Origin of the sequence: Methylomonas sp. (assembly GCF_023228165.1) — a bacterium.
GTDB lineage: Bacteria > Pseudomonadota > Gammaproteobacteria > Methylococcales > Methylomonadaceae > Methylomonas.
The window spans coordinates 97062-112310 of the sequence record NZ_JALOBS010000003.1 but is presented as its reverse complement, the minus strand read 5'-3'; the positions used below and the strand labels follow the sequence as shown (position 1 = coordinate 112310).

The 15249-nt window shown below is 50.0% G+C and carries 10 protein-coding genes; 4 read left to right on the top strand and 6 right to left on the bottom strand.

Annotation, left to right across the window (positions count from 1 at the left end):
* Positions 1 to 38: 38 nt before the first annotated feature.
* Positions 39 to 1469 (bottom strand): bifunctional D-glycero-beta-D-manno-heptose-7-phosphate kinase/D-glycero-beta-D-manno-heptose 1-phosphate adenylyltransferase HldE, encoded by a 1431-nt coding sequence (hldE, locus tag M0R33_RS03190; RefSeq protein WP_292564947.1) that lies wholly within the window; start codon positions 1467 to 1469, stop codon positions 39 to 41.
* A 72-nt stretch (positions 1470 to 1541) separates the two neighbouring features.
* Here hldE and arsC point away from each other — a divergent pair, with 72 nt between their 5' ends.
* The 4 genes from arsC (at position 1542) to M0R33_RS03170 (ending at position 4262) form a co-directional block, all read left to right on the top strand.
* The gene (gene arsC / locus M0R33_RS03185) at positions 1542 to 1892 is read left to right on the top strand and encodes an arsenate reductase (glutaredoxin) (RefSeq protein WP_292564944.1); all 351 of its coding nucleotides are present in this window, start codon (positions 1542 to 1544) and stop codon (positions 1890 to 1892) included.
* A 259-nt stretch (positions 1893 to 2151) separates the two neighbouring features.
* Entirely contained in the window at positions 2152 to 2772 is a 621-nt protein-coding gene (locus M0R33_RS03180; RefSeq protein WP_292564941.1) for a DUF2490 domain-containing protein, read from the top strand.
* Between the two features lie 21 nt (positions 2773 to 2793).
* The gene (gene wrbA / locus M0R33_RS03175) at positions 2794 to 3390 is read left to right on the top strand and encodes an NAD(P)H:quinone oxidoreductase (protein WP_292564938.1); all 597 of its coding nucleotides are present in this window, start codon (positions 2794 to 2796) and stop codon (positions 3388 to 3390) included.
* A gap of 83 nt (positions 3391 to 3473) precedes the next feature.
* A complete protein-coding gene (locus M0R33_RS03170; protein ID WP_292564935.1) occupies positions 3474 to 4262 on the top strand; it encodes a glycosyltransferase family 2 protein in 789 nt (262 codons plus the stop codon).
* A gap of 40 nt (positions 4263 to 4302) precedes the next feature.
* On the opposite strand, the gene M0R33_RS03165 is transcribed toward M0R33_RS03170, so the two are convergent.
* The 5 genes from M0R33_RS03165 to M0R33_RS03145 form a co-directional block, all read right to left on the bottom strand.
* Positions 4303 to 5097: an FkbM family methyltransferase gene (locus M0R33_RS03165; protein WP_292564932.1), complete on the bottom strand. Its 795-nt coding sequence runs from the start codon at positions 5095 to 5097 to the stop codon at positions 4303 to 4305.
* Between the two features lie 33 nt (positions 5098 to 5130).
* A complete protein-coding gene (locus tag M0R33_RS03160; RefSeq protein ID WP_292564929.1) occupies positions 5131 to 6945 on the bottom strand; it encodes a tetratricopeptide repeat protein in 1815 nt (604 codons plus the stop codon).
* Positions 6946 to 7048: 103 nt separating this feature from the next.
* Positions 7049 to 12319: a hypothetical protein gene (locus M0R33_RS03155; RefSeq protein ID WP_292564927.1), complete on the bottom strand. Its 5271-nt coding sequence runs from the start codon at positions 12317 to 12319 to the stop codon at positions 7049 to 7051.
* A gap of 330 nt (positions 12320 to 12649) precedes the next feature.
* Positions 12650 to 13897, bottom strand: coding sequence for a hypothetical protein (locus M0R33_RS03150; RefSeq protein ID WP_292564925.1), 1248 nt, complete (start codon positions 13895 to 13897; stop codon positions 12650 to 12652).
* A 150-nt stretch (positions 13898 to 14047) separates the two neighbouring features.
* Positions 14048 to 15031 (bottom strand): DUF882 domain-containing protein, encoded by a 984-nt coding sequence (locus tag M0R33_RS03145; protein WP_292564922.1) that lies wholly within the window; start codon positions 15029 to 15031, stop codon positions 14048 to 14050.
* Between the last annotated feature and the right edge of the window lie 218 nt (positions 15032 to 15249).

The following is a 15249-nucleotide window of genomic DNA, read 5'->3' as shown; positions in this document are numbered from 1 at the left end:
ACGCCACTTTTATACATACATTGTATTGGCGGCATGGCTTAGTTGCCAGTTTTTTCCTTAATCGTCTGAATAATCGCCGTAGTCGAGTGCCCTTCGATAAACGACAGAATCTTCACCTCGCCGCCATTGGCCAGCACGCTTTCGTGACCGGCGATGCTGCTTATATCAGTGTAATCGCCGCCTTTGACTAAAATGTCCGGCAATAACTGGTCAATGACGGCTTTGGGCGTGTCATCCTCGAACTCCACAACCCAATCGACACAATCCAGTGCCGCCAGCATTTCCATACGGTGGGCCAGATTGTTGACCGGCCGCTGCGGGCCTTTTAATCGTTGTACCGAGGCATCGCTGTTGACCAGCACCACCAATCTGTCGCCCAGGGTTTTGGCTTGCTGCAAGTAACGGACGTGGCCGGGGTGCAGAATGTCGAAGCAGCCGTTGGTGGCGACGATTTTTTCGCCGTTTTGTTTGGCGGCAGCGCGCTCTTTTAACAGCTCAGGCAGCGAACATACGCCTTTATGATGGGCGCGAGGGCCGAGCAGGGCATTTTCCAACTCTTCCGTGTTGACGGTGGCGGTACCCATTTTGCCGACCACGATCCCGGCACCAATATTGGCCAACTGGGTGGCTTCGGCTAAGGATTTTTTTGCGGCTAAGCTGGCGGCCAATACTGAAATGACCGTGTCGCCGGCACCAGTGACATCGAACACTTCACGGGCATGGGTAGGCAAGTGCAAAGGTTCGGTATCTTTACTTAACAACGACATGCCATGTTCTCCGCGAGTCACTAACAGGGCATCCAGTTCCAGTTCGCTTAACAGGTTTAAGCCACGTTCGACGATTTGTTGCTCATCGCTACAACGTCCCACCACTGCTTCGAATTCACTCAGATTCGGCGTAATCAGAGTCGCTTGTTTGTAGATCAAAAAATCACAGCCTTTGGGATCGACCAGCACCGGCTTTTTCAATTGTCTAGCCAATCGAATGAACTGCTGCACCTGGCTCAAAGTGCCTTTGCCGTAATCGGACAGCACCACTACTTGCGATTGCATCATTTCCGCGTGATATTGATGTAGCAGCATATCGGTATCGACATCGTGAAAACCATCTTCAAAATCCAGCCGGATCAATTGCTGATGTCGGCTCATTACTCGTAGTTTGGTGATGGTCGAATGGTGCGGCACACCTTGAAACAGACACAACACCCCGGCTTTTTTCAGCAACGTTTCCAACGCCATTGCCGCTTCATCTTCGCCGGTAAAACCCAATAGCGATGCCTTTGCGCCCAACGCGGCGATATTTAAAGCCACGTTGCCGGCTCCGCCGGCGCGTTGCTCATCCTGCTTGACATGTACCACCGGCACCGGCGCTTCCGGTGATATGCGTGAAGTGGGGCCGTGCCAATAGCGGTCCAGCATCAAGTCGCCGACCACCAGCACGCGGGCTGCGGAATAATGAGGTAATTGCATAGCTTTACACGCGGTTTATTAAAAACAGAGTGCTATTATAACTATTTGTCGAGTTCCTAAGAGGTGTAAACCATGCGCGTCAAAATCTATCACAATCCGCGTTGCAGCAAATCCAGAGAAACCTTAAAACTGCTGGAAGCGCAAGATTTGCAACCGGAAATTATCGAGTATCTAAAACAGCCACCCACAACCGCTGAATTACAGGACATTTTGCAAAAACTGGGGCTAAAGCCTCGTGAACTGATGCGCACTAATGAGGCCGAATACAAGGACAACGGCCTGGATGATCCGTCTTTAAGCGATGCTGAACTGATAGAAGCCATGATCCGCATCCCTAAATTGATCGAACGCCCCATCGTATTGGCCAACGATAAAGCCGCTATCGGTCGACCGCCGGAAAACGTGTTGGCCATTGTTCAATAAGGTGGTCTGCAACCCATATTTTTACACCCTTTTTACAGTTGTTGCTTTAAAGTACCCGCGGTCGGAAACGGGTAATAAATTGGTAGAATTTCATGTCGGTTTTTCCGGGTCAAATCCTGATTTAACAGGTTTACGACATTGACTACCTACTGTTTCCAACCCATTGCTTTCGGTACTTATGTTTAAATCCGCAATAACCCTGATTCCCGCACTAACGCTTATATCCCTACCCTGCCTTGCGGCGCCGCTCAAAGACGACATGAGCGCGTGGGTCAGCAACACCTTTCAGACCGATTTCGGCGGCAGCCGTTATCTGGCATTTTTAGAGCTGCAACCGCGCACCAAAAGCGACAACAACCAGTTTAGCCAAGTGATCGTAAGACCTTTATTCGGCTATAAGGTCACCAAAAATCTTCAACTATGGGCCGGCTACACTTGGCAGGGCGAATACAACGATCAAACGGATTTCGAACTGGCTACCAACGACATCATGGAACAGCTGCAATGGATCGATAACTGGACGCCGCAATTGAATTTTCAATATCGCGCCCGCCTGGAGCAACGTCTTTTCGCTCACGAGGGCGATGTTGGTCATCGCACCCGGCACCGGGTACGCTTCATGTATTCGATACCCGATTGCAAAGCCTATTTGATTGCCTCCGACGAACTATTCATCTATTTCAACGATATAGAAAACGGTCGGCTGTCGCATTCGGTGCAGAGTGGTATCAATCAAAACCGCAGCTACGTTGGCGTCGGCTACAAAATGGCGCCTTTCTTGAATGTCGATACCGGCTATCAATTACAATACGTGCACAATTACGGGATACCGGATTTGACCAATCATATTTGGATGACCAACTTGAATTTCAATTTTTAAGGCACCCGCATCGATTACACCATGGCCAAAATTCTGATCATTTTTTACAGCCGCAACGGCAGCACCTTTAAAATGGCGCGGCTGATTGCCCGTGGCGTGGAATCCGTACCCGGCGCGGAAGCATTATTGCGCACCGTACCGGAAGTATCGGCGGTTTGCGAAAAAGTTGCGGACAGCATCCCGGCTTCCGGCGCACCGTATGCCACATTGCATGAATTGGAAAGCTGCGACGGCTTGGCCTTGGGTAGCCCGACCCACTTCGGCAATATGGCCGCGCCATTAAAACACTTCATAGACGGCACCACCGCCATGTGGATCTCGGGGGCCTTGTCCGGCAAACCGGCCGGCGTGTTCACCTCCACCGGCAGTATGCACGGCGGTCAGGAAACTACTTTAGTATCGATGATGTTGCCACTGATACATCACGGCATGCTGATGGTGAGTTTGCCCTGCAACGAAATCGCCTTGCGGGAAACCACCAGCGGCGGCACGCCTTACGGCCCCAGTCACCGCTCGGAAACGGATAGCGAGTTGACGGAACACGAGAAGCGTTTATGTTGGGTACTGGGAGAACGCTTGGCAAAAGTAGCGCTGGCTTTGAAAACAACACCTGTATAGCAACAGATCATCCAAGCTGGAAATATTCATGCAAAATGCGGATTGCATTTTACCGGGCAACTTAAAACGCTGAGGAAGCTTTGTTGTTTACCATTATCATACCCACCCATGATAGGCCGTTTCTGCTACAACGTACCCTTGCTTCTTTGGCGGCACAAACCTTCACGGATTTTACGACGATTGTCGTCAGCGACTCGGACAAATATGTTGCGCCTTATCAGGCCTTACAATCCTTACCGGGCCCTTACCTTTATCTGTTGCGCAACAATACGCCTGGCCCCGCAACCAGTAGAAATTTAGGTATCAAATTAACGGATGCCGACTACGCTTTATTTCTGGATGACGATGACACTCTGGAACCGACTCATCTGGAAGCAATCGCAGCCGCCATTAACAACCGGACTGACAAAGCCAAGTCTATTTTCTATTGCGACTTCAATATCATAGAGGAAGACCGTAGCTTTACACCGCCCAAATTTCTAAATCAAAGACCTATTAGCATCCCCAACCTGAGCCGGGAAAACATTTTCGTCCAAAACAATATCCCTAATAGTTGCCTGATCTACCCGCGGAGCATATTGCAATCCGCGCAGTTCGATACATCACTAATTTTGTTTGAAGATTGGGATTATTTATTAGGCTGTCTGAAAAAGGCTGCCCTGGTCTATCTCCCCATTTCTTCGGTAAATATCCATAAGAGCTATCTGGCCGGCGAGCAAAATATCCGCCGAGGTAATGTCAACAATGAATTGCTGATACCGACCACGCATGAAATTTATCGGCGGCATCGCTCTTTAAACGAAACCTCGCGCCAACAGCGCATAAAGCGCTTCGAAGATCTGGGCATACAGCTCTCGACAGATCAGTTTTAACGGAAACCGGGAGTTACTCAATCGGCTAGGAACCACCGGTTTATCTAACTTGCTCCATGCGGATGGTGCCATCCGGATCCGTGTAAAATTTTATAAACCGAGTAAAGCCGGGATGTTGAGCAATCACTTCATCCATGATTTCGAAAATTTCGTAACCTAACTGTTTAATAAAATCGAGCAGTTCCTGTCTATCTTTTTCAAACCAATCGTTAGTCCAGGCTTCCAATAAAATGGGGGGATAGCCATGTTTTTCCAAAAACCGCATCCCGCCTTTAAGCACTTTGAGTTCCAAACCTTCGACATCGATCTTAATCAGACAAGGCGATTGGGGCACCGACAAATTGTCTAGCCGCAAAAGCGGCACTTCTGGTTCAAACCCGTGTTTGATAGTCTCTACCGGCTGCGTGATGGCCCGAATTTTCTCGTCTAACGAAAAACCGCCGATATTGGCGGAATTGCCATAGTTAATGGCAGGCAGCGTTATCATTCCCTCCTCATCGCCTAGCGCCTGGCAAAAAGCAAACACATTATCCAGGCGGTTTAAAAACACATTGCCGCAAAGCTGGTAAAAAATAATCCGCTGCGGTTCAAATGCGAAAATCGAGCCGCTCTGCGCCTGTATTGCTTTAGCTATAGGAATACAGTAAGCGCCAAGATTAGCGCCGATATCTAAAATAAATGGGTTATCAATACCATGGTAAAAAAGCCGGCTAATCGTCAATAAAGGTTTGGCCCAATCGCCATTAAAATAGATAGTGGACGAAACCGCATCTCGTGTTGAGAAAAGCAAGTAATCAGCGTCTTCGCAACGGATCAGACTAACGCGTGGCAGCATAGCTTAATGCTCCGGGATATTGGTCGATTAAAGTCAATTTAATTCCGTCACGAGCCGTTTGAAATGCTGCTCCAGATTATCTACGAAACGCGGTGTATCAAATAACACCCCATCGGTTCTAACCTTTTGCAAGTGAGCCTTTAACCGGACGCAATGTTCCGGCGATTGCGCCAGCTCGACCGCCTTGCTTTCATAACTGAGCAAATCGTAAGTAATCAATTCCGGCAAATCGGCGGCCGTCAGCAAAGCACCCGCCATGCGCGACGCAAAGGACCGCCCGGTCAGGGTCAACACCGGCAAGCCCATCCATAAGGCGTCATTGGCGGTTGTACCGGCATTAAACGGGAAGGAATCTAGAAACAGATCGGCAACGGCGTAACGGGCCAAATAATCCTCGGGTGCCACACGTGGCGCGAATATCAGGCGATTAGGATCGATACCGAAATTCTTAGCGTGATTTCTTAAATTGATCTCCGACCAAGGGTTGTCCGCCAGCAACCAGAGCACACTGTCAGGTACTCTGCGCAAAATATTCATCCAAACTTCGAATAACTCGGGAGTGAATTTGTAGTTGTTGTTGAAGGAGCAAAATACAAAGCCTTCGGCGGGCAACTTGCAGCTTTCCCGACTAGGGGCCGGATTGATTTTACGCTGCCGGTCGCTGACCTGATAGACATCCGGCATATAGAGGGGCGTTTCGGAATAATAACAAGCGTATTCCTCCGGAATCAGAAAACGGTCTGCAATCACGTAATCGATGGAAGGCAAGCCGGTAGTGGCCGGCAGCCCCAGATAAGTGATTTGTATCGGTGCCGGACGATAAGCGAGTAGATCGGCGCGCGCGCCCAGCGTCTGTCCATGCAAATCAACCAGAATATCGATTTCCTGATCCCTAATCAGCTTGGCGGCAGCCTCATCGGTCAGCGATTCGATGCGCTCGAAATGGTCCATGGCGTCGATAATACGCTGGCGCAACGGGGAATGCCCTTGCTGTGTCCAGCAGTATCCGTACACTTCAAATTGCGCTCTATCGTGTAACTCGAATAATTCCGCGGTCAGCATGGCTACCGGATGCAGACAAAAATCCGAAGAACAATAACCGATCCGTATTTTGTTATGCCCATAGCTAGTGGTCGCAGCCAAGCGAGGTAAATTTTTTCTCAGTTTGTGCTCAACATAATGCCGGGCGGCAGCCAATTGCGCTTCCGGGTCATCGGACAGACTGAGCATGGCCAACGCAGAGGTAGATTGGCGCATCAACTCCGAACTGACCCCGTTAACAGGCGCATAAACCGGCCATGCGCACTGCTTTTCTCGCAGATAAACCCAGTGGTGAATCACATCGGGCTGTTGGGCCTCAAGAGCCAGACTTCTGGTCAAATAATCTAACGCCGAGCCATATTGTTTGTTATTTTCCAAAACCCGGCCCAGGTTGTTTAACGCAAGCAATAATAGAGGACGATGCTCTATTGAGTTAGGCGGGACATGGTCGTCAATCCAGCGCCATTCTTCAACTGCGGCGTCTATTTTGCCTTCCCGTTCATGAATCAGGCCCAGATTGAAATGCGGTTGTACGAAAGCCGGTGCCAACTTCATCGCTTGCAGGTAGGCCTCCTTAGCACCCGACAAATCGGCTTGATTAAACAGTACCGTGCCTAGATTGAATAGCACAATATGGTTATAGGGCGTTTGATTGCGCCGCAGCCACGTTTGATAAAGCACCGCAACCAGTGGCGCCAACCCGCTTTTTTCTAACTTTTCCGCCTCTCCCAGCAACAGGTTAAACTCAAGCTTGCCTTGCCAAGCATTGAGTACCAACGTTGCAAATTGATTTTCAAGCCCCGGCATTTGTACTCCATTTATCAATTTTCAATAATCCACAACCAAAAAGTAGCGGCCGACGGGTTGTCGGTCGCTACCTTGCAGCGTAAAGAATAGTCGTTAGTTGAGATTAAGGAAGCGCGGCGATCTGGTCTGTACTCATGGCAGCCAATTGAGTCGCACCGAACGCAGCCGATTGATCCGTCGTCAAGCCGGCAATTTGAGTGGTCGTCAATGCGCCAATTTGATCGGTGGTCAAGGCCCGTACTTGGGTAGTTGTCAGTGCGGTAATGTTGTCGGTAGTCAGACCGCTCAGTACTTGATCGGTGGTCAAGGCGCCGATTTGGCGGGTAGACAATGCGGCCAAGTCTACGGTTTCCATATTGGCGATTTGAGCGGTAGTCAATGATGCCAACTGCGCGGTTGTCAGCGCGGTCACTTGATCGGTGGTCAGGGCTTGGACTTGATCCGTTGTCAGACCACTTTGCAATTGGTCTGTGGTCAAGGCGTTGATTTGAGTACTGGTCAATGCTTGCAGATCTGCATTTTCCATGTTTTGAATTTGCGTGAACTTCATCGCTGCAATTTGCGACGTACTCAAAGTTCTGACTTGACCGGTGGTCAGTGCGACCACTTGATCGGTGTTCAAGGCTTGGATTTGATCGGTGCTCAGCTCTCTGATTTGAGTGTTTTCCAATGCCTGGATTTGATCGGTAGTGAGACCTTGATCTATCTGGTCGGTAGTCAACGCACTAATTTGTGTGCTGGTCAAGACGCGCAGGTCGTCTGTTTCCAAGGCGGCTATTTGCGCAAACTGCAATGCTGCGATCTGACCACTGGTTAAAGCTTTAGCCTGCGCGGTCGTCAGCGCCACAATCTCGTCGGTGTTGAAGGTGTTAAGCTGATCGGTGGACAGCGCGGCCAGCTGCTGCGTTGTCAAGCCGGAGGTTTGATCCGATGTCAAAGCGGAAATCTGATCGGTCGACATCGCCACTAGTGCCGATGAGTCCAACGCTTGCAATTGACCAACCGAAAGCTTAGTCACTTGATCGGTGGTTAAAGCCTGGATTTGCCCGTTAGTCAACGCGCCAACCTGCGTAGTGGTCAGGGCGGTCAAATGGTCGGTAGACAACGCGGCAATGTTATCGGTACTCAACGCTTTGATCTGATTGGTTGTCAATGCCGTGAGATTGTCTGTACCCAGTACACTGATTTGATCGGCTGAAAGTATGGCTACTTGACTGGTGGTTAAGGCCCGGGTTTGGGCTGTGGTCAGCGCAGGAATATCGTCGAAAGCGAACACCTTGATTTGATCGGTACTAAGTGCCGCGATTTGCTGCGTTGTCAGCGCGGCCAATTGGCCGGTCGTTAACGCATCGACTTGATCGGTTGATAAAGCCACCAAGCCTGCCGTGCTGAGCGCCTTTATCTGATCCGTAGTGAGTTCCGCAAATTTATTGGCTGACAAAGCCCGGATTTGGTCGGTATTCAAAGTATTGATTTGCGTAGCGGACAGCGATTTAAGCTGCTGCGCAGTCAATTCAGCCACATTGTCGGTAGTCAGTGCCGCAACTTGCGAGGTTGTCAAAGAGGCGATGTTATCGGTTGATATAGCGCTAATTTGATCAGCAGTCAGTGCGGCTATCTGGCCGGTAGTTAATGCCGCGGCTTGAGCACTTGTCAAAGCGGCAATATCTTCGAAAGAAATCGCTCGGACCTGGTCGGTTCCCAAAGCTACCAGCTGTTGCGTGGTCAAAGCGGCGGTTTGATCGGAAGTCAATGATGCAATCTGATCGGTGGTCATGGCGGATAGATCTGCTTCATCCAACACTTTAATCTGGGCGGTGGTCAGTGCGGCAACCTTATCCGGAGCCAACGCTTTGGCTTGATCGGAGCTTAGAGCTCTGACCTGACTAGTGGTCAATGCTTGGGCTTGGGCAGACGATAAACTGGAAATATTATCCGTGCTGAGCGCCGCGACTTGCGATGTTGTCAACGCGGCCACTTGATCTGTGGTTAACGCCGCGGCTTGTTTGGTTGTCAGGATGGCAATATCGCCGGTTTCTATCGCTTCGACTTGCTTAGTGGTCAACGCGGCGACATTGTCGGCGGTCAAGGCTTGCAGCTGACCGGTAGACAGCGCTTTAATTTGCGTTGTAGTTAAGGCCTTGGCTTGGTCGGATGATAAGGCCGAGATGTTATCCGAGCTAATTGCCGTGATTTGCGCCGTGGTCAGCGCGGCAAGATCGCCCGTCTCCAATGCCGAGATTTGGCTGGAAGTCAGGCTTGCGATTTGATCGGTACTCAGCGTTTTGGCCTGCGAAGTCGTAAGAGCAACGATGTCTTCGGAATCAAATGCTTTGATTTGATCGGTGCTCAATGCCGCTAATTGTTGTGTCGTCAGAACCGCCGTTTGATCGGAAGTCAACGCCGCTATTTGCTCGGTCAACATACTGGCAATATCGTTCGACTCCAAGGCTTTGACTTGGGTTGTGGTTAAAGCAGCCACATTATCCGCCGATAGCGCTTGAATCTGATCGGTAGTCAGTGCTTTGATTTGCGAAGTAGTCAATGCCCGCGCCTGGTCGGTCGACAAGGCGGCAACGTTGTCGGTGCTAATTGCGGCAATTTGCTCGGTAGTGAGCGCGGCAAGGTCGGCAGTTTCCAACGCTACGATTTGGCTGGAGGTCAGGTTTGCGACTTGCTCGGTACTCAGTGCTTTGGCCTGTGAAGTGGTAAGCGCCACAATATCGTCGGAATCGAATGCATTAATCTGATCGGTACTCAACGCGGTTAATTGTTGGGTCGTCAAAACCGCCGTTTGATCGGAAGTCAGCGCCGCAATTTGCGCGGTTGACATGCTGGCGATATCGGTTGCTTCCAAGGCTTTGACTTGAGCCGTGGTTAAGGCGCCGACGTTGTCCAACGATATAGACTGAATCTGATCGGTAGTCAGCGCTTTAATTTGCGATGTGGTCAACGCTCGCGCCTGATCGGTCGATAACGCGGCAACATTATCCGTGCTGAGCGCAACGATTTGCGCGGTGGCCAGTGCCGCCAATTCGGTTGTTTGCAACGCGGCAATTTGACCGGTGGACAACGCGGCGATTTGGTCTGTCGATAAAGATCTGGCTTGTGAAGTGCTCAATGCGGCAATATCCACCGAATCGAATGCACGAATCTGGTCGGTATTCAGCGAGGCTATTTGTTGGTTGGTCAGCGCCGCGGTCTGATCCGAAGTTAACGCATCGATTTGAGCGGTTGACATGGCACTCAGATCGGCTGTTTCCAATACTCTGATTTGTGCTGTCGACAAAGCGGCGATATTTTCAGCCGAGATCGCTTTGGTTTGGTCGGTCGTCAGGGCTTTAACTTGCGCGGTAGTCAACGCACGGGCTTGATCGGTCGACAACAAGCCGATGTTATCGGTACTGAGAGCAGCAATTTGTTGCGTGGAAAAAGCGGCAAGATCATCGGATTGTAGAGCGAGGATCTGATCGGCTGTTAACGCGTTAACCTGATCGGTGGTCAACGCCCTGGCTTGAGCCGTGCTCAGTGCGGTAATGTCACCGGAATCGAAGACCCTGATTTGATCCGTACTCAATGCCGCCAATTGCTTGGTGGTCAGCGCGGCGGTTTGATCTGAACTCAGTGCCTCGATTTGATCGTTGGACATGGCAACCACGGCATCCGTCTGCAACGCTTTAATCTGAGAAACCGAAAATTTTGAAATATTATCGACGGATAAAGCCTGAATCTGGTTGCTGGTTAAGGCTTTAATCTGCTCGGTGGTTAAGGCTTTAGCCTGATCAGAGGATAAAGCTGCAATATTATCCGTATTGATTGCCACAATTTGGCTGGTTTTCAAAGCCGCCAAATCTTCGGTTTCCAGAGCGGAAAATTGATCTACCGACAAGGAGTCAATTTGATCGATAGTCAATGCTTTTACTTGGGCGCTACTCAATGCGGAGATATCATCCAGATCGAATGCACGAATTTGATCGGTGCTGAGGGAAGCTAATTGCTGGGTGGTCAGTGCTCCGGTTTGATCCGAACTCAAGGCTTCGATTTGAGCAGTGGAGAGGGCCGCCAGCTCAGTTGCTTGCACTACTTTAATTTGAGCCGTGCTAAGCGCGGAAATGTTATCGGGCGTCAGCGCCAGCATTTGGCTGCCGGTCAAAGCTTTGGTTTGCGCCGTGGTCAACGCCTGTACTTGACTTGAGGCCAACCCGGCAATCTTGTCGGTACTGAGCGATGCGATTTGCGCATTAGTCAGCGCCCTGACCTGACTGGTCGACAATGCGGCAATACTTTCAACCCCCAATACATTTAATTGCGCGGTAGAGAGAGCTGCTAAGTCCTTGGTTTCAAACGCGGCGATCTGGGTGGTTGATAATGCGGCCAGTTGGCTGCTATCAAGAGCCTTGGCCTGAGCGGTGGTAATGGCGGCAATTTGATCGGTCGATAGCCCCTGGACCTGATTGCTACTCAGCAGTTTGAACTGAGCCGTGGTCAGCGCGGCAATTTGATCGGTAGAAAAGTTGGAGACTGCTTCGTCGGTGAGCGCGGAAATCTGCGCGGTGCTTAACCGGGCGATATCTTGTGTATCCAGCGCGCCGATCTGATCGCTGGACATGGCATTGATTTGGTCCGCAGTCAGTACTCTGGCTTGCGATGTAGTCAAAGCAGCAATGTCTTCCGTGTCGAGGGCGCTGATTTGATCTGCTTGCAAGGCAGCTATCTGTTTGGTTGATAGCGATTTGACCTGATCCGACGTCAACGCGCCAATCTGATCCGTACTCATCGCGGCTAGATCGATATCGTCCAACGCTTTTATTTGTTTAATCGAAAGACTTGCGACGTTATCCGTACTCAGTGCTTGAATTTGATTGCTATCCAGCGCTCTGATTTGCGTGGTGGTCAAAGCTGCAACTTGGTCACTTGAAAGCGCGGCGATACTTTTCGTTCCTAGCGCCTGAATTTGTACTGTGGATAGTTTGGAAAGATCGGCGGGATCGATGGCGGCGATTTGATCGGTCGACAATGAAGCAAGATCTTCGACTTCCAGTGCTTTAATTTGCGTGGCTGACAACGCCTGGATATTATCACTGGTAAAGGCCTGAATTTGGTCGACGGACATGGCCTTGATTTGTGCCGTTTTCAGAGCCTGAGCCTGATCCGAGGTTAGCGATTGGATGTTATAAGTTTGTATCGCTTCGATCTGGCCGGAACTCAACACGACCAAATCTTCCGTTTCGATAGCTTGAACCTGGTCGGTCGATAGCGCTTGCAGTTGCTCAGCCGTTATGGCTTTGAAATCGGCCGTATTAAGTTCTTTGATTTGCTGTGTTGTCAGCGCGGCTACTTGTGCCGTACTCAACCCTGTAATTGTTGTAGCCATAACCCAATCCCCTTATTCTTAAATTCTTAAACTTATCGCCTCGGAATGAATAGCGGATTTGGTTAATCTGTCGACTCAACCCGTTTTCATTGTCCTTTTACAATCTCTCTTTATAGCCAATAATTGAAACTGGCATGTTTCAAAGTTCTCATAGAGAGCAGCATCGAAACAGGTATCGGCAGCTTCATTGAAGTCTTTAGCAAACTTAACAAAACTTTCTTAAAAACATTGATTTGGAAACTTATTTTTCTTTTCCTTGTTTGTTGACACCGGAATTAAGTCTGCTGCCGTGTGCCGGCATGCCGTTTCAGAAAAGGGTGAAAGGTTTTGTTAGCGGTTGATCGGTAACAACGCAACGCGGCGCTCAATCTCTTTCATCATGTTTTGGTAGCCATCGCTTTCCAACCCGCCATAGCGGCGCTTAAATTCCGCTTCGGGCATAAATTCCGGCAAATCGGCTGTTTCCGGCATGATGTCCGATTCGGTAGCCGCCACTAAGAATTTCTGTATCGATCCGGCGGTCTGTTCGCCAATGGCTCTTTCACCCATTTGCGTTCCGGCCCGGTCCGCAGCCAAATCGTTGAAGGAAAAACCACTGCCTCCGCGCGAATCCTGAATTTCCTTATATAAACCAACCGCATTCGCCAAAGGCGAGCCGGCATCCGCCGCCAATAATGCCGACACCAAATAATGTTTGGTAAAATCGTCTCGATTTTGCAATAAAACGCTACGCCAAACCGGCCTGGGCCAACGCGTGTTTGACGGCATCAATTGCCCTAAATCCTTGTGAGTGACATAAAAAGCCAACACTCGAATCACCGCACGGTTTTCCTGTATGGCTGTTGTTTGTTCGCTGCGCTGCTCGGCTAATTGAAATAAAGCATTCAGCAGCGTGATTAAGCCAATTGCATGCTTGCCGGTGCGGGTTAACTCGGCTAATCGGGTTTGATAAACCAATAGTTGCTCACGTTCGCGGCTGGATAACAACACGCTACCTAATTGGGCCTGCAAATCACCTTGCCAGGTGTAGGTTACAGCCATTCGTCGCATGGAAAACCGGACTGTTTTTACCATACGGCCAAGCTGATGCCAGTCTATTGCGACCGGCATCAGCCTGAGGCCGAAATTGACCAAGCTATTGGCGATGAAACCCGGTACCGGCAAATGCCCCACCGTCATGGTGCTAATTTCCGGAAGCGTATTGGTTTGTTTGAGCTGAATGTGAAAATTCAAAAAACCACCCGACATATGCCAAGGTAGCGGCAAGGTCGCCTGAACACGCGCTTTGCCTTGCTCGACAATTACCCGAGAAGCGCCGCCGGCATATTGATTTACCGCATAATTCAAAGCCAAATCCAGCTCTTCCTGGCCTAATATAGCTTTCGCGACACTGCCTGCCCGCAAACGACGCGGATCGTTGCGCTCCAACAACCGCTTTACCTTTGCAATTTGCTGCGGACTCAGACTTACCCGCGGATTGAGTTGCGGCGTGTCTTCTATCGCCAATAAGCCCATGATTATTAATAGCGATACCAACAGACAGACAAGCAAAAGCAAGTGATGTGAAATGAACTTCATTCTGAATGTGTCGGAGTTTGCTTCTCGCAGGGCAATGCTAACGGCCTTGCGGCCGTTATCACCACGCTTATCGACTTTGTTCTAACGGCGTACACTCAACCGGATACCTATGCGAAACCCGCATTAGAAATGTTCGGTGCTATTCAGTATTTATAGCGACCAGGTTCTGAAAGTTCCGGTATCCAGATGGATAAAATTGGACTCCGGATAATAACCCACCCCACCACGGTGCATGGCAATAGCCGCGTTATGTATGCGGCGCAGATCAAAACGCTCAATGCGAATATCCACTGCCCGACCATGTATATGGAAGCTGTTATTGGCTACGCCGGCATTCTCGGCATGCAGTCTGGCATTGGTCAAAGGAGACCGGTAACCGCTGATCACCCCAAACGGTTGGCTTAACCCCAGCATTTGTTTCAAATCGTATAACTGATCTAGTAGGCCCGGATCGATAGCATGCACATCCCCGGTACGATAGTCGCGCAATAAAAAGTTGATTTCAGCCAAGGCATCGCTCACATAGCGGCCTTTTTCAAAATAAGTCAGACTCAATTTATCGCCGGTATGCGGATTTTGAAATGCTAAAGAACGATGGCTGGAAAAACGGCCTTGGTCCGCCGAAGCCATGGAGCCCTGTGAGGAGTGAATGATGGGGTCTCTCTGACCGGGACGAATAATGGAATGCACTCTGCCGCTGTGATCTTGAGCATGGCCGGATGCAACATGTACCGGCTGATTTTTACCCGTGTATACGTCGCGCACCCGGTTATTTTGCTGTGCGCGGCGATCCGCATGAGCGGTCTTTAAAAGTTTTTGTTTGGCGGAATGGCTCGCTTTAGAAGATTTTGCAAACTGCGCTTGATTGGTTTTAGCCTTGCCGGCGCTCTTACTCGTGGAAACCTTGCTGGTTTTCCCGGTGGCTTTAGCCGCTTTATGCGCGCTTTTCTTGGGTATACGCACCGCGCTTCTCGATTGCGCCGGTTTGTTTTTTTCCGGTTTTGAAGCATGAACTACGCCGGGCATCCCTATAGACAAAACAGCACCAACCGCTAAACGACCGAAAAAGCTGCGCCGAGACAGCTCCACTTCGTCAGGCTCATTACTATTGTTTTCTACATTATGTCTCAGCATCCACAATCTCCCAATTCGCCGTTTTCCGGAAAGTAATTGATTCCGAAAGATTAAATCTAAAAAGATACGCTGTGAGTATAGCATCACATTCCTAAATAAAGGACTCTTGCCCTAATTCAGACGCGGCGATTTTCTTCGGCCGGAATGGCCCGCTGTCTTGCCTATATATAAGGTTGTGCTGCTTCAACGACACAAAAAAATAACCCCATAGGACGGAA